Annotated in this window: 18 protein-coding genes; 9 read left to right on the top strand and 9 right to left on the bottom strand. The window is 69.8% G+C overall.

The genetic code is table 11. From position 1 onward, the window contains the following. Positions 1–22: 22 nt before the first annotated feature. Together OXR60_RS04445 and OXR60_RS04440 are read right to left on the bottom strand one after the other, a co-directional pair. Positions 23–778, bottom strand: a complete 756-nt coding sequence (locus tag OXR60_RS04445; protein ID WP_267394464.1) for a fimbria/pilus periplasmic chaperone — start codon at positions 776–778, stop codon at positions 23–25. A gap of 7 nt (positions 779–785) precedes the next feature. Then, positions 786–1,286, bottom strand: coding sequence for a spore coat U domain-containing protein (locus OXR60_RS04440; RefSeq protein ID WP_267394462.1), 501 nt, complete (start codon positions 1,284–1,286; stop codon positions 786–788). A 306-nt stretch (positions 1,287–1,592) separates the two neighbouring features. On the opposite strand from OXR60_RS04440, the gene OXR60_RS04435 reads away from it, so the two are divergent. Continuing rightward, a complete protein-coding gene (locus OXR60_RS04435; protein WP_267394460.1) occupies positions 1,593–2,339 on the top strand; it encodes a ZIP family metal transporter in 747 nt (248 codons plus the stop codon). 155 nt (positions 2,340–2,494) lie between these two features. Here OXR60_RS04435 and OXR60_RS04430 read toward each other — a convergent pair whose 3' ends face one another. Next, on the bottom strand, positions 2,495–3,193 hold the full coding sequence (locus tag OXR60_RS04430) for a cytochrome c family protein (RefSeq protein ID WP_267394458.1): 699 nt from the start codon (positions 3,191–3,193) through the stop codon (positions 2,495–2,497). Positions 3,194–3,300: 107 nt separating this feature from the next. Here OXR60_RS04430 and OXR60_RS04425 point away from each other — a divergent pair, with 107 nt between their 5' ends. Further along, positions 3,301–4,191, top strand: a complete 891-nt coding sequence (locus OXR60_RS04425; protein ID WP_267394456.1) for a prephenate dehydratase — start codon at positions 3,301–3,303, stop codon at positions 4,189–4,191. Positions 4,192–4,282: 91 nt separating this feature from the next. On the opposite strand, the gene nudC is transcribed toward OXR60_RS04425, so the two are convergent. Genes nudC through OXR60_RS04410 form a run of 3 tightly spaced genes read right to left on the bottom strand, consistent with a single transcriptional unit; the run spans position 4,283 to position 7,592 of the window. After that, entirely contained in the window at positions 4,283–5,143 is an 861-nt protein-coding gene (gene nudC / locus OXR60_RS04420; protein ID WP_267394454.1) for an NAD(+) diphosphatase, read from the bottom strand. Beyond that, on the bottom strand, positions 5,140–6,501 hold the full coding sequence (locus OXR60_RS04415) for a serine hydrolase domain-containing protein (RefSeq protein WP_267394453.1): 1,362 nt from the start codon (positions 6,499–6,501) through the stop codon (positions 5,140–5,142). The genes nudC and OXR60_RS04415 overlap by 4 nt, the downstream gene beginning before the upstream one ends. After that, on the bottom strand, positions 6,498–7,592 hold the full coding sequence (locus OXR60_RS04410) for an A/G-specific adenine glycosylase (RefSeq protein ID WP_267394451.1): 1,095 nt from the start codon (positions 7,590–7,592) through the stop codon (positions 6,498–6,500). Before OXR60_RS04410 ends, OXR60_RS04415 begins: the two co-directional genes overlap by 4 nt. Positions 7,593–7,618: 26 nt before the next feature. On the opposite strand from OXR60_RS04410, the gene OXR60_RS04405 reads away from it, so the two are divergent. From OXR60_RS04405 to OXR60_RS04390, 4 genes are read left to right on the top strand one after another with little or no spacing between them, the layout of a single operon-like run. Continuing rightward, positions 7,619–8,131 (top strand): DciA family protein, encoded by a 513-nt coding sequence (locus OXR60_RS04405; RefSeq protein WP_267394449.1) that lies wholly within the window; start codon positions 7,619–7,621, stop codon positions 8,129–8,131. Between the two features lie 3 nt (positions 8,132–8,134). Then, positions 8,135–8,812 (top strand): thioredoxin domain-containing protein, encoded by a 678-nt coding sequence (locus OXR60_RS04400; protein WP_267394447.1) that lies wholly within the window; start codon positions 8,135–8,137, stop codon positions 8,810–8,812. 23 nt (positions 8,813–8,835) lie between these two features. Continuing rightward, entirely contained in the window at positions 8,836–9,564 is a 729-nt protein-coding gene (locus OXR60_RS04395; protein WP_267394445.1) for a thioredoxin domain-containing protein, read from the top strand. 53 nt (positions 9,565–9,617) lie between these two features. Beyond that, complete coding sequence (locus tag OXR60_RS04390; protein WP_267394444.1) at positions 9,618–13,016, top strand: AAA family ATPase; 3,399 nt, start codon at positions 9,618–9,620, stop codon at positions 13,014–13,016. 2 nt (positions 13,017–13,018) lie between these two features. Here OXR60_RS04390 and OXR60_RS04385 read toward each other — a convergent pair whose 3' ends face one another. Both OXR60_RS04385 and OXR60_RS04380 read right to left on the bottom strand, forming a co-directional pair. Beyond that, positions 13,019–13,492: a hypothetical protein gene (locus OXR60_RS04385; protein ID WP_267394442.1), complete on the bottom strand. Its 474-nt coding sequence runs from the start codon at positions 13,490–13,492 to the stop codon at positions 13,019–13,021. A gap of 4 nt (positions 13,493–13,496) precedes the next feature. Next, positions 13,497–13,958 carry a hypothetical protein gene (locus OXR60_RS04380; protein ID WP_267394440.1) on the bottom strand — a complete coding sequence of 154 codons (462 nt, stop codon included), beginning with the start codon at positions 13,956–13,958 and terminating at the stop codon, positions 13,497–13,499. 168 nt (positions 13,959–14,126) lie between these two features. On the opposite strand from OXR60_RS04380, the gene OXR60_RS04375 reads away from it, so the two are divergent. Together OXR60_RS04375 and OXR60_RS04370 are read left to right on the top strand one after the other, a co-directional pair. Beyond that, positions 14,127–15,386 carry a putative DNA modification/repair radical SAM protein gene (locus OXR60_RS04375; RefSeq protein WP_267394691.1) on the top strand — a complete coding sequence of 420 codons (1,260 nt, stop codon included), beginning with the start codon at positions 14,127–14,129 and terminating at the stop codon, positions 15,384–15,386. A 7-nt stretch (positions 15,387–15,393) separates the two neighbouring features. Next, complete coding sequence (locus tag OXR60_RS04370; protein WP_267394438.1) at positions 15,394–16,800, top strand: UdgX family uracil-DNA binding protein; 1,407 nt, start codon at positions 15,394–15,396, stop codon at positions 16,798–16,800. A gap of 95 nt (positions 16,801–16,895) precedes the next feature. Here the strand turns inward: OXR60_RS04370 and OXR60_RS04365 are convergent, their stop codons facing one another. After that, positions 16,896–17,690, bottom strand: coding sequence for an aldo/keto reductase (locus tag OXR60_RS04365; RefSeq protein ID WP_267394436.1), 795 nt, complete (start codon positions 17,688–17,690; stop codon positions 16,896–16,898). Between the two features lie 74 nt (positions 17,691–17,764). Between OXR60_RS04365 and OXR60_RS04360 the strand changes: the two genes are divergently transcribed. Next, positions 17,765–18,400: a DedA family protein gene (locus OXR60_RS04360; RefSeq protein ID WP_267394434.1), complete on the top strand. Its 636-nt coding sequence runs from the start codon at positions 17,765–17,767 to the stop codon at positions 18,398–18,400. Positions 18,401–18,406: the final 6 nt, after the last annotated feature.

The following is an 18,406-nucleotide window of genomic DNA, read 5'->3' as shown; positions in this document are numbered from 1 at the left end:
GCGGCACGTCGAACGGCACGGATCAGGAGGCGGGCGCCGCGACCACGACCGTCGTGGTGGCATCGCCATCCTTGACGGTGAGGGTGACGGGCGCCGCGCCAGGCGCCAGCCCGGTCGGCAGCGGCCAGCGCCGTTCGGCACCGGCGAGCACATAGCGGCTACCGTTGCCGGCCAGCGCCACCGATGCGCCGCCAGCCTGCGCCAGCGCCAGCGCATCGACGCGGAGATGGCGGACGCCGCGGTTGACGACCACCAGCTCGCGATGGCCAGGCGCACCCTCAATCCGCCACGCGGGCGGCGCCGCGGCGGGCGCGGCAGCGGGATCGACGAACACCGGCAGCGACAGGTTGAGCCGCAACTGGATCGCGCGCTTGCCGGCGGTGACCGCGGCGGGATCGGGCAGGCGATAGATCATCAGGCGATAGGCACGTTCGCGCGCCGGCGCGGCGGCCGCGTCCTGCGCGCGCAACAACAGCCGCACCACCTGGGTGGCGCGGGGCGCCAGCGTCGCGAACGGCGGGCCGATCACCAATTCGTCGGCGGGCACCAGCCGGTCGTCGCCGCTAGTTCCCTGGCTCCAGCCGAACGCGCGCAGCTGCACCCGGGTGGGCGCGGCACCGCTGTTGGTGATCCGCAGCAGCGTCGCGCGATGACCGGTGGCAAGATGCAGGGTGACGGGCGCGACGACGATCGCCTGGGCCAGGGCCCGGGGCGGACAGGCCGCCCCGAACCCCAGCGCCGCAACGATCGCCCAGCCTGACCTGGAGGCGATGGTCATCGCGGGCTCAGTAGGAAACGGTGAAGTCGACCGCGTCCTGATAAGTATCGACCTTGGCCGTCTTCAGATCGGCATCGACGATCTGGAGGTAGACCGGGATCGATTGCGCGCTGCCCTCGCCTTCCTGCGTAGGCGTGCCGGACACCGCGGCCTGCGGCCAAACCGTCTGGTGCGTGGCATCGCTGTACAGATTGTAGCGCAGCAGCGTGCCGGTGGTGTCGCCCTTCAGCTGTGCATAGGCGCCGTTCGCATTGGCGCCGAGCGTCGCGAGAATGTCATAGGGCAGGCCATTGGTGCAGGTGACGTTGACCGCGCCTTGACCGGTGTTGCCCGAATTCATCGTCAGCTGGCCGAGATCAATATCGGGCGTGCTGTCGAGCGAGCAGGTGCCGGTGACCTCGGCGTTGATCGTCATGGTCTTGGGCGCGGTCACGGTCTGCGCCTGAGCCGGCAGCGCGCCGGCGACCAACACCGCGGTGACCGCGGGCCACATGTTCTTAACGTTCATGGTCTACTCCGATTGTCAGCTAAACATCGGCACCCCCCCAAGCTGACGGCGCCATCAGTGCGACTATCGGCAGGTCGTTGCAGGATCGTGGGGTCGTGGCTCGTAAGATCACGGTGAAACTATAGGATTTTTGGTCGACGACGCGGGAATCGTCGGTGCGGCATGGTTGTGCCCTCGTTTTTTCCGCCGAGCCAAGGATCTGGTCCGCCCCCTGAAGATATAATGTATCTTTCTCCCAGGGATATGTTGTACCGTTCGCCATCGGCGGTAAGGACGCGGCCGGGACGAGAGACGGGACGAGACGCGATGCATCCGGCGGCACAGGCCACCACGATCCTGCCGGGCACGGCGGTGGCGATACCCCTGCTGTTCGGGCTGGCGGCGAGCGCGGCGACCGCGCTGGGCGGCCTGCTCGCGCTGCGGCTCGCCGACCGGATCGCGCCATTGCTGGCGGCGACTGCGGGGATCGTGCTCGGCGTCGCCTTTTTCGACCTGCTGCCCGAGGCGCTGTCGTTCGGCGCGGGGATGTACAGCGCGCGGACGCTGCTGACCGGCGCGGCGCTCGGCTTCTCAGCCTATCTGTTGCTGGCGCGGTTGCTCGCCGGCGCCAAGCGCACCGCGCACTGGCAGGCGCATCTCGGCCCTGCCAGCCTGACGCTGCACAGCCTGCTCGACGGCCTCGGCATGGGCCTCGCCTTCCAGATCGCGCCGGAGGTGGGCTGGGTGGTCGCGCTGGCGGTGCTCACCCATGATGTCGCCGACGGGGTCAACAGCGTCAGCCTGGCGCTGGCGGCAAGCCAGCAGAAGACCGCGCTGCGCTGGCTGATCGCCAACGCGCTGGCGCCGCTCGCCGGCGTCGCACTCGGCCTCGCCGTACAGCTGCCCGGCTGGGTGCTGGCGCCGCTGCTCGCCTGCTTCGCCGGCGTGTTCCTCTACATCGGCGCCTGCGAGCTGGTCCCGCGCAGCCTGGCGCGCGACTCGCGGTTGCGCACCACCCTGTGCGTGGTGGCGGGGGTGATGGTGATGCTGGTGGTGACGCACCTGGCGCATTGAGGGGGCACCCGGTCTGCATCTCCATCGTCATGCTGAACTTGTTTCAGCATTTATGGCCGACCGCTTCGGCGCGTGGCGACCGTGGGCATGGATCCTGAAACGAGTTCAGGATGACGGAATTAGATGGTCGGCGACAGCCCGCCGAAGGAACTGCCTCATTTTCCCACCTTGGCCCCGCGCCGCGCCGCTTCGGGATCGATCGAGGGCGCACCCGAGGCGGGGCTGCCGGTGTTGGACAGGTTGTTGGTGTCGGCGGGGTTGGTGACCGAATCCTTGGCGGCGTTGGTCGCCGGCTTGACCGCGGGGGCGGCAGCGCCGGCGGCGGGCGCGGCGGGGAGCGGCAGGTTGGAGCCCTGGGTGTTGAGATAGAGGATGACGTTGGCGCGGTCCTGCGGGTTGGACAGGCCGGCGAAGGTCATCTTGGTGCCGGGCGCGAACTTGCGTGGGCTGGTCAGCCAAGCGTTCATCTTGTCGAAGTCCCACTTGCCGCCGACGCCCTTCAGCGCATCGGAGAAGGCGAAGCCGGCCTTGCCCTGGGCAATCCCCTCGCCGAGCGTCGCGTAGAGATTGGGGCCGATGCCGTTGGGGCCGCCCTGCGTGGCGGTGTGGCAGGCGGCACATTTCTTGAACACCTCGGCGCCCTTGGCGGCATCGGCGGTGCCGAGCAGCGACGCGATCGGCACCGCGGCGGCTTCGCCACCGGCGCCGCCCTCGGCCTCGACGCCCTCGATGGCATAGCCCATCTTCTCTGGCCGCTCGCCGTGAAAGATCATGCCGCCGACGATGGACAAGCCCAGGGCCGCACCACAGGCTGCGAGGGTCCAGCCGGCGATGGTGTTGGTACGGTTGTCCATAAGGCCAGCGGTCCCCTCTTATTATTGTGCCGGTTTCATAGGAAAGCCGGCGAGGCGCCGCAAGCGCGCGCTTGCTGGCACGCGATGCCGACCGTAACGGCCAAGGCATGGACAGCTACGCCGCCCCCGCCCGCCCGATCGTCGCCGCGATGACCGCGGCCGCCGCCGCCGCGCCCGATCGCGCGGTGTCGTTCCAGGGTGCGCCGGGCGCCAACAGCCATGTCGCGGCGCTGGAGGCCTTTCCCGACGGCCTGCCGCTGCCCTGCTTCTCCTTCGAGGACGCGATCGAGGCGGTGCAGGAAGGCCGCGCCGATTGCGCAATCATCCCAATCGAGAATTCGCTCCACGGCCGCGTCGCCGACATCCACTTCCTGCTCCCCGAATCGGGGCTGGTGATCACCGGCGAGCATTTCCTCGGCATCAGGCATGCGCTGATGGGGGTCGGCCCGCGCGACGGCGTGCGCGAGGCGATGAGCCACCCCCAGGCGCTCGGCCAGTGCCGCCATTGGCTCAAAGCGCATGACATCCGTCCGGTCTCCTACCCCGACACTGCGGGAGCCGCGGCAGTGGTGGCGGCGCAGCGCGACCCCGCGGTGGCGGCGCTCGCCCCGCCCGGCGCCGCGGCGATCTACGGGCTCGAGCTGCTCGCCAGCGACATCGCCGATGCCGATCACAACATGACCCGCTTCGTGGTGCTCGCGCGCGGCAGCAAGCCGGCGAGCGGCGACGGGCCGTGGATGACCACGCTGATCTTCGAGGTGAAGAACGTCCCCGCCGCGCTCTACAAGGCGATGGGCGGGTTCGCGACCAACGGCGTCAACATCACCAAGCTCGAAAGCTACCAGCGCAACGGCAGCTTCGCGGCGACCGAGTTCTTCGCCGATGTCGAGGGCAAGCCGGGCGACGCCGGGCTGGACCGGGCGCTGGAGGAGCTGGGGTTCCACGCCAAATGGCTGCGGGTGCTCGGCACCTACCGCCAGGCGAGGAAGCGGGGATAGGTCCTGCCGACAGCCGCCATCCCGGCGGTTGAGCAGGGCAAGAGCCGCACGATATCGCGGCTTCCGCCGGGATGACAGAGGTCGAGCAGGACTAGGCCTCGCCTGCCCACACCGTCAGCAGCGAGTGCGCGATCGCATAGGGCGGCGGCGGCAGGAACGAGCCGGGTTCGCCGGCGAGCACCGCCCTCACCTCGGCGCGCGACACCCATTTGGCGTCCTCGAGTTCATGGGTGTCGAGCGTGATCGCGTCATCCTCGGCCTGCGCGATGCAGGCGATCATCAGCGACGAGGGGAAAGGCCAGGGCTGGCTGGCGACGTAGCGCACGTCGTGCACGCGGATCCCGGCCTCCTCGCCGAGCTCGCGGGCAACCGCCTCCTCGATCGATTCGCCGGGCTCGAGGAACCCCGCCAGCGCCGAATAGCGCCCCGGCGGGAAGGCGGCCTGACGGCCAAGCAAGGCCCGCCCGTCATGCTCGGCGATCATGATCACCACCGGATCGGTCCGCGGAAAATGCTCGGTGCCGCAATTGCCGCATTGCCGCCCCCAGCCGGCGCGGAACAGCGCCGTTTCGGCGCCGCAATTGGCGCAGAAGCGGTGGCGGGCGTGCCAATCGAGCAGCGAGCGCGCCGCGGCATAGGTTGCCGCCTCGCCCGGCCGCAAGTCGTCGAGCGCCGCGAACAGCGCCGGGCTGCGCCCCCGCGGCGCCCGCTCGCCGGTGACCGCGGCGAACCGCGGGCAATCAGCAGCGAGCCCGAGCAGCGCCAGCTCGGCGCCGGCGGGCGCCTCGGCGAGCGGCACCCAGCCGAGACACCCGTCCGTCGTCACCAGCGGATCATAGCCGTGCATCACCAGCAGCCGCGCGGCAGGATCGGCTCGCGCCGCGGCCAGCGCCGCCGGGTCGTGGCGCAGGCGATCGGCGCGATCGAGCGGGCTGCCGGTAAAGCCGATCATCGCCGTAACCGTGCCATGTCCTGGACCAGCGCGGTCACCGCCTCCTTGCGCACCGGCCAGCGATCCGACGGAAAGTAGTTGACCATGATCGTGCCGCGGAAATGCCTGGCGGGATCGACGAAGGCGATCGTCCCGGCCGCGCCGCCCCAGCCATAGGTGCCCTTTGACGGCATCCCGCCGGGACCATCGGCCAAATATACCGAACCACCCGCGCCATAGCCCATCGGCGCGGTCGCCTGGGTGCCGCCGGTGGTGCCGGCGACGCCGGAGAAGGTGACGCCGGCAGGGAGGAGGTTGGACATCGCAAGACGCACGGTTTCGGGCTTCATGATCCGCACGCCATCCAATGTACCCTCGTCCTGGAGCATGTGGAGGAAGCGATCATAATCACGCGCCGACATCACCAGCCCGGCGCCGCCATAAGGGAAGCTCGGCGGCTGAAGCCAGGGCGAGTAGCGCGCCGGATCGATCGGGCTCATCGTATCACCGACGAAGGTATAGTTGGTCGCGAACCGGCCGACCTGGGACGCCGGGACCGTCCAATAGCTCGAGCTCATCTTGAGCGGATCGAAGATGCGGGTCTGGACGAAACGGTCGAACGGCATCCCGCTCGCCACCTCGATCACCCGCCCCATCACGTCGAGGCCGATCGAATAATGCCAGGTGGTGCCCGGCTCGGCGATCAGCGGCGCCTTGGCGACCTGATTGGCGAACGCCTCGAGCGTCGCCGGGCGGACGCGGCGCATCTGCTGCTCGAGCGTGGCGTTGACGGTTGCCGGCAAAATGCCGAGCCGCTCATATTCCTTGAGCAGCGGCCCCTTGGCGTTGATGTTGTAGCTCAGCCCGGCGGTGTGGGTGAGCAGGTTGCGGATGGTGATCTGCTTGGTCGCCGGCACCGAATCGAGGCTGGTATCGGGACTGGTCGCGACCCGCATGGTCTTGAACGCAGGGATGTATTTGGCGAGCGGATCGTCGAGGCCGATCTTGCCCTCCTCGATCAGGATCATCGCCGCCATCGCGGTGATCGGCTTGGTCATCGAATAGACCCGCCACAACGTGTCCGGCCCCGCTGCCGCCGCGCCCGGATCGGCGCTGATCGCGCCGGCCGCCGGGAACAGCGTCGGCAGATCGCCGACGCCATAAGCGGCGACGATGCCCGGCATCTTGCCGTCGCGGACATAGCCCTCGAACAGCGCCTGGGTGGCCGGCAGCAGCGTGCGTGACGGCGCCGCCGCGCCCGATTGCGGCGCACCCTGCGGCGGCGACTGAAGCTGGGGCTGGCGCTGCGCCTGGCCGAAGGCGGCGGTAGCGATCAGGGCAACGACGCCGACGCCGGCGATGCGATGGACAAGCTTCATCGGTCACTCCTCCTCACGGCCGGGATGGCCTTGGCGAACAGCGTCGGCAGGCCAGCCGCCGCCAGATCGGCGATCGGCCACCATTCCCCGCCCGGTTCGCCGGCGCTGTCTGCCCGATCGGCGGGGGCCGTGGCTACCGCTATCGCAAGGCCGATATCGAAATGGGTGAAGCCATGCTCGACGCCCTCGTCGAGCAGCCGCCACTCGGCCGCCATCGGCGCCTCGGCAAGGCCGGGGGGCTGCTCGATCCAGGGCCCGGTCGGCAGCGCGCGCATGCCGCCGAGCAGGCCCTTGTCCGGCCGCCGCACCAGCAGCACCTCGGGGCCGGCGTTGCCGCCGCGCCCGCGGTCGCGCTCGAGCCAGAACAGCGTGCCGTAACGCTGCGGCCGCGCGCGCTTGGTGGCCTTGACCGGTAAGCGCTCGGGGTCGCCGTCGCGAAAGCCCTGGCAGTGGTCGCGCAGCGGACAGAGCAGGCAGCGCGGGCGGCGCGAGGTGCAGATCGTCGCGCCAAGGTCCATCATCGCCTGGGCGAAATCGCCGGCGCGGGTTGCGGGCGTGACCAGATCGGCGGCGGCGCGGATCGCGGGCCGCGCGCCCGGCAGCGGCGTCGCGATCGCGAACAACCGCGCCACCACCCGCTCGACATTGGCGTCGACCACCACCGCACGCTGGCCGAAGGCGATCGCCGCCACCGCCGCGGCGGTATAGGCGCCAAGCCCGGGAAGCGTGCGCAGCTCGGCCTCGGTCGGCGGGAACACCCCGCCATGATCGGCGACTACTGCCTTGGCCGCCGCGACCAGGTTGCGCGCCCGGGCATAATAGCCAAGCCCCGCCCAGGCCGCCATCACGTCCTCGTCGCGCGCGCTGGCGAGGCTGGCGAAATCCGGCCAGCGCGCCACCCATGCCTCGAACCGCGGGCGCACGGTGGCGACGGTGGTCTGCTGGAGCATCACCTCCGACAGCCACACTCGATAGGGATCCGGCACCGCGCCGGGGCGGGCACGCCACGGCAGCTCGCGGCGGTGGCCGTCGTACCAGGTGAGCAGTGCCGGCGCGACGGCCTCAGGCTGAGAAGTCGATGTGGCGTCCACCCGCGCGCTATGGCATGAGCGGCGCGATGAGCAAGCGCGCCCGCGCCCCGAAGGATGAACCGCAACGCCAGAACCGCTCCCGGGCGGTATCCGAACTGCTGCCCGCGATCGGTGGGGCGGCGTTCAAGCGGTTCGGATTCGTGCAGAGTTCTATCGTCAGCCGCTGGCCCGAGATCGTCGGCGAGCGCTGGGCCAATGCCTCCAGCCCCGAATCGATCCGCTTTCCGATGGGGCAGAAGAGCGGCGGCGTGCTGACGCTGGTGGTGCGCGGCGCGCATGCGCCGATGATGCAGCATATCGCGCCCGAGATCATGGAGCGGGTCAACCGCTTCTTCGGCTATGCTGCGGTCGCCAAGATGCAGATCCGCCAGGGCGACGTCGCCAAGCGCATTCCCAAGGCGCCGCGCACCAACCCGACCGCGGTGCCGCCCGAACTCGGTGAGGGATTGAAGGGCATCGTCGATCCCGAGCTGCGCGCCGTGCTCGAATCACTGGCCGCCGGCGTCGCCGCCACCCGCGGTATTCCCAAGATAGGCTGATCCATGCGTACTCCTGCCCCCTTGCGCGCCGCGCTCGCTGTTCTCGGCCTCGGCCTGCTCACCGCCGCCGCCCCCACCGACTGGACGACGGTGACGCGCGAGACGCCGGCCGGCGCCTTCGTGCTCGGCAATCCCGCTGCGCCGCTCAAGCTGATCGAATATAGCAGCTACACCTGCCCGCATTGCGGCGCCTTTTCGCGCGAGAGCGAGGCGGTGCTCAAGGGCCAGATGATCAAGTCCGGCAGGGTCAGCCTCGAATATCGCCACCTGATCCGCGATCCGATGGATCTCGGCGCCGCGATCCTCGCCCGCTGCTTCGGCACCCGCGGCTTCGCCGGTGCCTCGGCGGCGGTGTTCGCGACCCAAGACAAATGGGTGCCGGTGCTCGACACTTACGTGCAGGCGCATCCCGAGGTCGCGCGGCTGCCGACGGTGCAGCAGGCGCGGGCGCTCGCCGATGGCTCCGGCCTCACCGCGGCGATGCGCGCGCGCGGCCTCAGCCCCGCCCAGGTCAACGCCTGTTTCGCCAACAAGGCCGAGGTCGACCGCATTACCAAGATGACCGGCGATGCCCCGATCGAGGTCCAGGGCACGCCGACCTTCTATCTCAACAACGTGCAGCAGCCCAATGTCCATTGGGCCGAGCTCGAAACCACGCTTCGCGCCCGCGGCGCCAAGTGACGCGTCCCAACTGGAGTTCCCCGATGAAGCTTCTCGCCTCGCTCGTCCTGCTGCCGCTGGCGCTCGCCGCCTGCAACAAGCAGGAAGGCAATTCGAGCACCCCCGCCGCGCCGGTCGCCGCCGCCGCCGCACCTGCCGGCAAGACCTGGAACGAGACGGTCAGCAAGACCGCCGAGGGCCATGTCGTCGGCAACCCCGATGCGCCGATCAAGCTCGTCGAATATGGCTCGCGGCTGTGCCCGATGTGCGGCCAGGTCGCGCGCGACGGCTATGAGACCTTGTTCAACAAGTTCGTCGCCAGCGGCAAGGTCAGCTTCGAATATCGCGAGTTCCTGGTCCATGGCGCACCCGATCTGCCGCCGGCGCTGCTCGGCAATTGCGTCGACGATCTCGCCTTCTTCCCGATCCTCGAGCAGATGTACCAGAACCAGCAGGGCTTCAACGACGGCCTCCAGAAGATGCCGCCGGCGCTCCAGCAGCAGTTGCAGACCGCCAAGCCGCAGGATGCGATCGCGATGATGGCGACGCAGATGGGCCTGGTCGATTTCGCCAAGCAGCGCGGCATCCCCGAGGCCAAGGCGAAGGCGTGCCTCGCCGATATGAGCCAGATCGATCGCTGGACCAAGCAGACCCAGGACAAGAGCGCCGACGGCACCGTTACCGGCACGCCGACCTTCATCCTCAACGGCAAGAAGCTCGACGCGATCGGCTGGGATCAGCTGCAGCAGGCGATCAAGGCCGCCGGCGCCTGACCTGCGACTGACCTTGACCCGGCGGCTCGCCATGGCGTGGACGCGCGCCTGACATGCAGATCAAGCGACTGCGGATCGCCGGGTTCAAGAGCTTCGTCGACGCCGCCGACCTGCGGATCGAGCGCGGGCTGACCGGCGTCGTCGGCCCCAACGGCTGCGGCAAATCCAATCTGCTCGAAGCGCTGCGCTGGACGATGGGCGAGAACAGCGCGAAATCGCTGCGCGGCGCCGGCATGGAGGATGTGATCTTCGCCGGCACCGCCACCCGCCCGCCGCGCGACTTCGCCGAGGTGTCGATCCTCGCCGAGATCGACGGCCCCGATGGCCCCGACGAGCGCGAGGTGGTGCGCCGGATCGAACGCGGCGCCGGCAGCGCCTATCGCATCGATGGTCGCGACGTCCGCGCCAAGGACGTGTCGCTGCTGTTCGCCGATGCCGCCACCGGCGCGCATTCGCCGGCTTTGGTCAGCCAGAACCGCATCGGCGCGGTGATCGCCGCCAAGCCCGCCGACCGGCGCGCGATGCTCGAGGAGGCCGCTGGGATCGCCGGCCTTCACGTCCGCCGCCGCGATGCCGAGGCCAAATTGCGCGCCACCGAGGCCAATCTCGCCAAGCTCGACGAGGTGATCGCCGACCAGGATGCCCGCGCCGCCGCGCTGCGCCGTCAGGCGCGGCAAGCGGAACGTTATCGTGCCCTGTCCGAGCAGATCAGGGTCGCCGAGGCGCGGATGATCTTCGCGCGCTGGCGCGACGCCGTCGCCGCCGCCGATGCCGCCAAGGCCGAGGCGCAGGCGAGCGACGCCGCGGTGGAGGTTGCCAGCGTCGCCGAGCGCGAGGCCGCGGCCGCGCGGGAAATCGGCGTCGCGGCGGTCGCCAAGGCGCGCCAGGCGGCGCTCGCCGCACGCGACCAGGCGAGCGAGGCCGGGCACCGGCTTGCCGCGCTGCGCACCGAGCGCGACGCCGCCGCACGGCGAGTGAGCGAGCTGGCCGATCAGCGCCGCCGCATCGCCGAGGATCGCGCCCGCGAGGGCACGCTCGCCGCCGACGCCGCCGACGCGCTCGCCCGCCTTGCCGAGGAGATCAAGGCGCTCGATGCGGCGATCGGCGGCGCAGCCGATGTCGCACCGCGGCTCGACGCCGCGCTCGCCGAGGCCGAGCGCCACGCCCGCGATGCCGAGGTCGCGCTCGCCCAGGCGCTGAGCCGCCAGGCGAGTGAGGCCGCGGAGGCGCGCGTCGCCACCGCCGCGCTCGCCGCCGCCCAGGCTCGCGCCGATCGCGGCGAGCGCTACCGCGCCGCGATCGCCGCGGCGGTCGCGGCGCTGGGCCGCTCCGAGCCGCTGGCCGCCGAGCGCGACGACGCTGCCCACCGCCGCACCAGCGCCGCCATCGCTGCCGAACACGCCCGCGCCGCGCTCACCGAGGCGGACACCGCCGAGCGTGCGGCGATCGCCGGCCGCGATGCCGCGGAGAATGCCCGCGCCGTCGCCCGCGCCGAGCTCGCTGCAATCGACAGCGAGGTCGCGGCGCTGACCCGCGCCACGCAGCGCAGCGGCCGCGACCGGCTACTCGACCATATCCACCCTGCTCCCGGCTATGAACGCGCGCTGGCCGCGGCGCTCGGCGACGACCTCGAAACAGGGCTCGACGCCTGGCATGGGGCCGCGCCCACCGAGGGCGATCCGCCGCCGCCGCCCGGCACCGCCAGCCTCGCCGATCATGTCGCGGCGCCGGCCAGCCTGGCGCGCCGCCTGCAGCAATCGTTCGTGGTCGATGAGGACGCCGACCAGCCGCTCAGCGTCGGCCAGCGGCTCGTCACCCGCGCCGGGCTGCTGCGCCGCTGGGACGGGTTCGTCGCGGCCGGCAGCGGCGCCGCCGCCGCGGAACGGCTCGAACGGCTCAACCGGCTGAAGGCGTTGCAGGCGGCACGGCCGGCCGCCGCCACGGCGGTCGAGGCGGCCGATGCCGCCCGCGCCGCGATCGACGCGCAGATCGCCGCCGCGCGCGCCGCCGCTCAGGCCGCGCGTACCGGGCTCCAGCGTGCCGACCAGGATGGCCGCGACGCGCAGCGCAGCGAGGATCGGGCTATTGCCGCGCTCGAGCGGCTCGCCGGTCAGCGCGCCGATCTCGACGCCCGCGCCGCCCGGGTTGCTGCCGACACCGGGGATGCCGCCGCCGAGCTCGCCGCCGCGCGTGCGGCGCGCGACGCCCTTCCCGATGGCCGTGACAGCGCCGCCGCGGTCGCCAGCCTCGGCCATGATGCCGACCGGCGCCGCACCGACGTCGCCCAGGCACGCGGCGAACGGGGCGCGCTCGACCGGGCGGTGCAGGCCAATCGCGAGCGGCTCGCCGCGGCGCAAGCGGACGGGCGCAGCTGGCGATCGCGCGCCGGCGAGGCCGCCAAGCGCATCGCCGACATGGACAAGCGCGACGCCGCGCTCGCCGAGGAAGCCGACGCGATCGCCGATCGTCCTGCGGCACTCGACGCCACCATCGCCGCGCTGGAGAGCGAACACGCCGCCGCCCGTACCGCCGCCGACACGCTCGCGGCCGCCGAACGCGACGCCGAGCTGGCGCTACGCACCACCGACGACGCGCATCGCCGCACCGGGGAGGCGCTCGCCCGCGCTCGCGAGACCCGCGCCGGCGCGGTCGCGCGCCGGGAGAATCAGGAGCTGCGGCGGGTGGAGATGGGCCGCCTCGCCGGCGAGCGGTTCGAATGCCCGGCGCCGGTGCTGCCCGAGCGGCTCGGCTTTGTCAGCGACACCGTCCGCAGCCCCACCGACGAAGCGGGCACGCATGAGCGGCTGACGCTGGAGCGCGAGCGGATCGGCCCGGTCAACCTCGTCGCCGAGCAGGAACTCGCCGATCTCGAATCGGCCAGCCTCGGCAACGCCCGTGAGCGCGACGAGCTCGGCCAGGCGGTCAACCGCCTGCGCGGCTCGATCGGGACGCTCAACCGCGAGGGACGCCAGCGCCTGCTTGCCGCGTTCGAGGCAGTCGACGGCCATTTCCGCCGCCTGTTCACCACCTTGTTCAACGGCGGTCAGGCGCATCTCGCGCTGATCGATTCGGATGATCCACTCGAAGCGGGGCTCGAGATCATGGCCCAGCCGCCCGGCAAGCGGCTCCAGTCGCTCACCCTGCTGTCGGGCGGCGAGCAGGCGCTGACCGCGGTGGCGCTGATCTTCGCGCTGTTCCTGACCAATCCGGCGCCGATCTGCGTGCTCGACGAGGTCGATGCGCCGCTCGACGATGCCAATATCGAGCGGTTCTGCGACCTGCTCGATCGCATGGCGCGCGAGACCAACACCCGTTACCTGATCGTCACCCACAATGCGGTGACGATGAGCCGCATGCACCGGCTGTTCGGCGTGACCATGATCGAACAGGGGGTCAGCCGGCTGGTGTCGGTCGATCTCGGTGGCGCGGAAAGCCTCATCGCCGCCGAATGAGGCTAGGCGCGGTCTCCCGCGCCGATCGCGACCGGCCGCCGCACCCGCACCGCCTGTGGATCGGCGACCAGCATCGATGCCACCACCTGCCGTTCGGTGTCGAAATGCGCGCGCAGCTTGGCGAGGATCGCCACCGTCGCCGGCTTATATTCATCCCAGTGATCGGCGACCGGGGTGCCACTCCACTTGCGAACATGCGCCTGGAACTGCTCGCCCATCGCCAGGCAGGCGCGCTTGGCCTCGGCGGCGACCCGGGCCTGCTCGGCCGTGCCATGGGCGACCAGCGGATCGAACAATTCGTGATGCTTGAACAACGTATAGGCGCCGATCGCGCGCGCCACTTCCCAACGCAGCTTGGCGAGCGTCAGCGCGTCGCGCTGATGCGGATGGCGCAGACAGGTCTCGGCGCGGGCAATGATCCCGCGCACCACATTCTGATGCTCCACCAGCCGATCGAGCAGGGACCGCGGCTTCACGCCGTCAGGCCGCGTGAACGGCCGGTGGCGTCACCGCGCCGTCGCCTGCCCGCGGGGTCAGCACCGCCTCGGCGGCGCGCAACTCATAATCCATGTGCGTAGTGACCTGATCGATGAACGCCGCGACCGCCGGGCGATAGGCCGTCCAGCTTTCCTCCGCGCCCACCGCGTTCCAGCGCGCGACATGCTGGCGCACCTCCTCGCCGAGGCTGATACACTCGGCCTTCAACCGGCGGCCGATCCGCGCATTGTCGCTAGGACCATCGGCGATCAGCCGATCGAAGATCTCATGATGCTTGAAATATTGATAGGCGGTCAGCATCCGCGCGAGGTCGCCGCGCAGCCGTGCCAGCGCGCGTGGATCCTCCGGCCGCTCCTTGCTCAACAACCGCCGGGTTGCCTCGAAATTGGCCAGGATCGCCGCCTGATGCTCGCGCAGCCGCGCGATGGTTTTGTGTCCGTCCATGCCATGGAGCCTACCGGCAACTCGTCACCAACTGCTTACCAAAAATCGAGCTAAGTGTTTGATGACGCACTATTGTGTGCCAAAGTCGTTCTATTCGAACCCGTTCCGGTCGGGATCGTTGCGGAGGCGGTGCTTGTATCGCTGGCCACGAGAACGTAGATGGAACAGATGGCCCAGCTCGATACCAAGCAGAAGCTCGAGATCCTGGCCGACGCGGCCAAATACGATGCCTCCTGCGCCTCGTCGGGCACCGCCAAGCGCAACAGCCGCGACGGCAAGGGCCTGGGCTCCACCGAGGGCATGGGCATCTGCCATGCCTATGCGCCGGACGGCCGCTGCATCAGCCTGCTCAAGATCCTGCTGACCAACAGCTGCATCTTCGACTGCCATTATTGCATCAACCGCAAGAGCAGCAACGTCCGCCGCGCGCGCTTCACCGCCGACGAGGTCGTCAAGCTCACCATCGCCTTCTACAAGCGCAACTACATCGAGGGGCTGTTCCTCTCGTCGGGGATCATCCGCTCGTCCAACTATACGATGGAGCAGATGGTGGAGGTCGCGCGTGCCTTACGCGAGGATCATCACTTCCGCGGCTATATCCACCTCAAGACCATCCCCGATGCCGATCCCGAGCTGGTCCATCAGGCTGGCCTCTATGCGGACCGCGTCTCGATCAACGTCGAGCTGCCGACGGTGAGCGGCCTCAAGCGGCTCGCCCCCGAGAAGGACGGCGTGCGGATCGAGACGGCGATGGCTGAGGTGAAGAGCTCGATCGCCGACGGCAAGGATGCGCAGAAGCACTACAAATCGGCGCCGAAGTTCGCGCCGGCGGGGCAATCGACCCAGATGATCGTCGGTGCCGATGCTGCGACCGATGGCGATATCGTCACCCGCGCGTCGACGCTGTACGACCGCTTCGGGCTGCGCCGCGTCTATTATTCGGCATTCAGCCCGATCCCCGATGCGAGCACGGTGCTGCCGCTCCAGCGGCCGCCGCTGATGCGCGAGCACCGGCTCTACCAGTCCGACTGGCTGATGCGCTTCTACGACTTCCAGCCGCATGAGGTGGTCGCCGCCGCCGACGATGCCACCGGCATGCTGCCGCTCGACATCGATCCCAAGCTTGCCTGGGCGCTCAAGTTTCGCCAGCACTTCCCGGTCGACGTTAACCGGGCACCGCGCGAGCGGCTGCTCCGCGTCCCCGGGCTCGGCGTAAAATCGGTCGACCGGATCATCGCCAGCCGCCGCTGGCGCAAGCTCCGGCTCGACGATGTCGCGCGGCTGACGGTGTCGGTCGCCAAGGTGCGGCCGTTCATCATCACCGAGGATTGGCGGCCGGTAATCCTGTCGGACAAGGCCGAGCTCAAGTCGCTGGTCGCACCGTTGCTGGCGCCCAAGAAGGAACAGCTGGAGCTGTTCGCGGCTTAACACCGCAATGCGCGTCGTTACCCTTGCCGAACCCGATGATTTTGATGCCTGGCGCGATGCAGCGCGCGGCCTGATCGCCGATGGCGTGCCGCCGGACCAAGTGGTCTGGCAGGTCGGCGACAAGGCCGCGGACCTGTTCGCCACCAACCCCGCGCCGGCGCAGCCCGCCGCCGCCGCTGCGCCCGGCTTCTCGGTGCCGCGCGCCTTCCTCGATCTTGCCCGCGACGTGATCCTCTCGGCGGAGCCAGAGCGCTTCGCCTTGCTCTACACCGTGCTCGCGCGGTTGCGCCGCGAGCCAAAGCTGGTCGAGGACCATGCCGATCCGCTGATCCGCCGGCTCGAGGTGATCGCCAAGCGGGTGCGCCAGGACATCCACAAGATGCGCGCCTTCCTGCGCTTCCGCGAGGTCGCCGACGATGACGGCACCAGCCGCTACGTCGCCTGGTTCGAGCCCGAGCATCACATCGTCCGCGCCAACGCCGCCTTTTTCGTCAACCGCTTCGCCAGCATGCGCTGGTCGATCCTGACGCCCGAGGTATCGCTGCACTGGGACGGCCAGGCGCTGGCCCAGGGCCCCGGCGCGACCAAGGCCGATGCGCCGGAGGGCGACCCCACCGAGGAGGTGTGGAAGACCTATTATGCGAGCATCTTCAATCCGGCGCGGGTCAAGATCGGCGCGATGCTGAAGGAGATGCCGCGCAAATATTGGAAGAACATGCCCGAGACCGCCCTGGTCGGGCAGCTGATCGCAGGCGCGCAGGCACGGGAGAGCGGCATGATCACCAAGGCACGCGCCGCACCCAATGACGGCGTCGGCGGCAATTCGCAGATCGCCTGGGAAGCGCTGCGCGACGAGGCGATGAGCTGCACCCGCTGCCACCTCTACAAGCATGCGACACAGACGGTGTTCGGCGAGGGGCCGGTGGACGCGGCGATGATGTTCGTCGGCGAGCAGCCCGGCGACAATGAGGACCTCGCCGGCAAGCCGTTCATCGGCCCGGCCGGCCAGGTGTTCGACCGCGCGGTCGCGGCGGCCGAGATCGATCGCAGCCGAGTCTATGTCACCAATGCGGTAAAGCATTTCAAGTTCGAGGCTCGCGGCAAGCGCCGCATCCACGCCAAGCCCGGCGCCGGCGAGATCGAGGCGTGCCGCTGGTGGATCGAGCAGGAGCAAGCGTTGATCAAGCCGCAGGTGACGGTGGCGCTCGGCGCAACCGCGGCGCGATCGTTGCTCGGCCGGGTGGTGACGATCAGCCGCGAACGCGGGCGGCCGATGGCGTTGGCGGACGGCAGCAACGCCTGGATCACCGTGCATCCGAGCTATCTGCTGCGCTTGCCTGATCCGGCGCAGCGCGAGGACGAGTTCGCCAAGTTCGTCGAGGATCTGAAGCTCGCCAAGGCGGCGCTGGGCTAACCTCCTCCGTCATCCCTTGCGAACGCTGGGATCTCATGCCGCAGGCGTGTCGCTTGATGACAGGACCCCAGCGTTCGCTGGGGTGACGCCATGGGTCAGAAGGTCAGCGGGTCCGGTCCGATCCGCGCCTGCCGGTCGAGGCCATCGATCGCAGCGAGCTCGTCGGCGGCGAGCTCCAGATCCAGCGCCGCGAAATTGTCGCTCATATGGTCGCTGTCCGCCGCTTTGGGGATCGGCGACAGGCCGTGGGCGAGGTGCCAGGCCAGCACCACCTGTGCCGGCGAGCGACCGTGCGCGGCGGCGATGCGGCCGATGGTGTCGTCTGCGAGCAATTCGCCGCCCTGGCCGAGCGGGCTCCAGCTCTGGGTGACGATGCCGTGCGCCTCGTGATAGGCGCGCTCGGCGCGGCGCTGGTGATGCGGGTGCAGCTCGATCTGGTTGACCGCCGGGGTCACGCCGGTCGCATCGATGATGGCGTCGAGATGCTCGGGCAGGAAGTTCGACACGCCGATCGAGCGCGCCTTGCCGGCGTCGCGCAGGCCGACCAGCGCCTTCCACGCCTCGACGAACAGCCCCTGCGCGGGCGACGGCCAGTGGATCAGGTACAGGTCCACCGCGTCGCGCCCGAGCAGCGCCAGGCTTTCGTCGAGCGCCGCGGCGGGATCGCCCTGGCGATCGTTCCACAATTTGGTGGTGACGAACGCGTCGCTCGCCTTGACGCCATCGCCGACGCCGCGCTCATTATCATAGATCGCGGCGGTATCGATCAGCCGATAGCCCATGTCGAGCGCGCGCCGCACCACCATCGCCGCCTGCGAATCGGCGAGCTTGTAGGTACCAAAGCCGAGCTGCGGCAGGCTGCGGCCATCGTTGAGGGTGAGATCTGTCATCTTCCCCAAGCGCATGCGGCGCCCGCGCGGTTCCCCCTTTCCTTCCCAGAAGCGATCGGCCAAGCCTCCGGCCCATGTTCGAAAAGATCCTGGGCGTCCTCGCCACCTTCACCATCTGGGTGATCTCCAGCGGCGGCTACGTCGGCATCGGCATCCTGATGGCGATCGAGAGCGCCTGCATTCCGCTGCCGTCCGAGATCATCATGCCGTTTGCCGGCTATCTCGTCTCCACCGGCCGGTTCGACCTGTACCTCGCCGCCACCGCCGGCGCGATCGGCTGCAACATCGGCTCGATCGTCGGCTATGAGATCGGCAAGCGCGGCGGCCGCCCACTTGCCGAGCGCTGGGGCCGCTACCTGCTGATCGGCCCGGGCGAGCTCGACACCGCGGACCGCTTCTTCGCGCGCTGGGGCTCGATCGCGGTGCTGATCGGCCGGCTGCTGCCGGTGATCCGCTCGTTCATCGCCTTCCCTGCCGGCGTCGCGCGGATGCGGCTGGTGCCGTTCCACGTCTACACCTTCCTCGGCTCGTGGCCGTGGTGCTTCGGCCTCGCCTGGGTGGGGATGAAGCTCGGCACCCAGTGGAACAGCGATCCGCGGATCAAGGCGGCGTTCCACCGCGCCGATCTGGCGATCGGCATCGTCGTGATCGCGCTGGTCGCCTTCTACATCTGGCACCGGGTGCGCGGGCTCAAGAAGCCGGCGGCCTGACTGAAG

The sequence above is a fragment of the Sphingomonas sp. GC_Shp_5 genome, assembly GCF_026540855.1.
Lineage (GTDB): Bacteria > Pseudomonadota > Alphaproteobacteria > Sphingomonadales > Sphingomonadaceae > Sphingomonas.
This window is presented reverse-complemented; position numbering and strand designations above follow the sequence as displayed.

Bases quoted from the DNA above. Each gene is read 5' to 3' on its own strand.
- OXR60_RS04400 (WP_267394447.1), top strand. From the start codon at position 8,135: ATGCGTACTCCTGCCCCCTTGCGCGCCGCGCTCGCTGTTCTCGGCCTC.
- OXR60_RS04415 (WP_267394453.1), bottom strand. From the start codon at position 6,501: ATGAAGCTTGTCCATCGCATCGCCGGCGTCGGCGTCGTTGCCCTGATC.
- OXR60_RS04375 (WP_267394691.1), top strand. From the start codon at position 14,127: ATGGCCCAGCTCGATACCAAGCAGAAGCTCGAGATCCTGGCCGACGCG.
- OXR60_RS04425 (WP_267394456.1), top strand. From the start codon at position 3,301: ATGGACAGCTACGCCGCCCCCGCCCGCCCGATCGTCGCCGCGATGACC.
- nudC (WP_267394454.1), bottom strand. From the start codon at position 5,143: ATGATCGGCTTTACCGGCAGCCCGCTCGATCGCGCCGATCGCCTGCGC.
- OXR60_RS04430 (WP_267394458.1), bottom strand. From the start codon at position 3,193: ATGGACAACCGTACCAACACCATCGCCGGCTGGACCCTCGCAGCCTGT.
- OXR60_RS04380 (WP_267394440.1), bottom strand. From the start codon at position 13,958: ATGGACGGACACAAAACCATCGCGCGGCTGCGCGAGCATCAGGCGGCG.
- OXR60_RS04445 (WP_267394464.1), bottom strand. From the start codon at position 778: ATGACCATCGCCTCCAGGTCAGGCTGGGCGATCGTTGCGGCGCTGGGG.
- OXR60_RS04365 (WP_267394436.1), bottom strand. From the start codon at position 17,690: ATGACAGATCTCACCCTCAACGATGGCCGCAGCCTGCCGCAGCTCGGC.
- OXR60_RS04435 (WP_267394460.1), top strand. From the start codon at position 1,593: ATGCATCCGGCGGCACAGGCCACCACGATCCTGCCGGGCACGGCGGTG.
- OXR60_RS04405 (WP_267394449.1), top strand. From the start codon at position 7,619: ATGAGCAAGCGCGCCCGCGCCCCGAAGGATGAACCGCAACGCCAGAAC.
- OXR60_RS04370 (WP_267394438.1), top strand. From the start codon at position 15,394: ATGCGCGTCGTTACCCTTGCCGAACCCGATGATTTTGATGCCTGGCGC.
- OXR60_RS04440 (WP_267394462.1), bottom strand. From the start codon at position 1,286: ATGAACGTTAAGAACATGTGGCCCGCGGTCACCGCGGTGTTGGTCGCC.
- OXR60_RS04395 (WP_267394445.1), top strand. From the start codon at position 8,836: ATGAAGCTTCTCGCCTCGCTCGTCCTGCTGCCGCTGGCGCTCGCCGCC.
- OXR60_RS04360 (WP_267394434.1), top strand. From the start codon at position 17,765: ATGTTCGAAAAGATCCTGGGCGTCCTCGCCACCTTCACCATCTGGGTG.
- OXR60_RS04390 (WP_267394444.1), top strand. From the start codon at position 9,618: ATGCAGATCAAGCGACTGCGGATCGCCGGGTTCAAGAGCTTCGTCGAC.